General features: G+C 50.4%; 1 protein-coding gene. It reads right to left on the bottom strand.

Annotation, left to right across the window (positions count from 1 at the left end):
* The coding region (thrC, locus tag ACXRVY_RS29515; RefSeq protein ID WP_458239021.1) for a threonine synthase at window positions 1-1,336 on the bottom strand (1,336 nt) is incomplete at both ends.

Here is a 1,336-nt window from a genome sequence, read left to right as displayed (position 1 = left end):
TATCATTAGGGATTGAAATACACTTATCTGCAGGCCGAGGAGCGCCTATGCCTTTTATGGTACCGAACGCGTCCAATTCATCGATCGCTGCAGCAGGCTTTGATGGGTGTGTTGTCGCTAAGCAGATCATGGGAATAAGCAAGCTGCGCCTGCAGACACGAGCGGCTCGCAAGCCAATCGCGGTATTGGCACTGACCCGATAACCACTCTGCACAAATACCTCATGAACACTGCTGAACGCATCCGAGTCTTCCACGGCCAGCGAGTCGAAAAGTTTTCGCGCCTCCAACCATTCATCTTGCTCTAACTGAATAGCTCCCTCGCCTTCTAACAGCTCCATATTCCGGGCTACTTTATCTCCGCACCGATTAAGAATGCTCCATTGCAAGCGTTCAAAATTCGAAGCCAGTGAAACGTTCATACTAGGCGTATTGGTAAGGCGAATCTGATTGCGACTGTAGAGATTAGACTGGAGAAAATTATGTAGGCCAGCATTGGCATTGGTGGCGACGATCAATTGCCGGATAGGCAACCCCATCTCCCTGGCAATATAACCTGCATACAGCGCACCAAAATTCCCGGTTGGCACACTGAAGGCAACTTCTCTCTTAGGCGCCCCGAGCTGAAGGGCGGAATAAAAATAGAAGGATAGATGTGCAAGCACCCGGACCCAATTCACTGAATTGAACGATATGAGATGCTGCTGCGTTTTGTTGTTACACCCAAAGAACTGTTCGCATAGCCGATGGCAATCAGAATAATCCCCATCCACTGCAACGTTTACAATATTCTCTTCATCAGTACTCAATAAGCGACGTCGATGCTCTTCCGTTATTCCTCTGGAAGGATGCAATACAATTACGGTGACGCCCTGGATCCCTGAAAACGCTGTAATCGCAGCAGCGCCCGTGTCTCCGCCCGTGCAACCCACAACAAACGCTTTCTTTCCCGACTTCAGTAAAGAGTACTCAACCAGGCGAGACATCAATTGGAGGCCAAAGTCTTGATAGACGCCTGCTGGTCCATGAAACAACTCTAATATCCACTCATTACTTGCCGTCTGATAAAGCGGCGCAACCGCTTTGCTTTTGAAGCAGTCAAACGTCTCCTCGAGAATCTGAGACAGCTGATCTTGCGGGACCCACCCCCCCAGAAAAGGCTCGATCACATGGCGGGCCAGCTCATGAAAGGGCAGCCATTCCAACCTGGAGAGTTCATCACTTTGGAAGCGGGGAACCTTGCACGGCACGAACAAACCTCCATCCGGCGCGTACGAGCTCATCAGTACCTCGCTGAATTCGAATGTTTTACCAGGCGTCCGTGTGCTGACGTACTT

The sequence above is a fragment of the Pseudomonas sp. P5_A2_2 genome (assembly GCF_054177685.1).
Note: the sequence above shows the minus strand (reverse complement) of the source record. Positions and strands in the feature narration are given on the sequence as shown.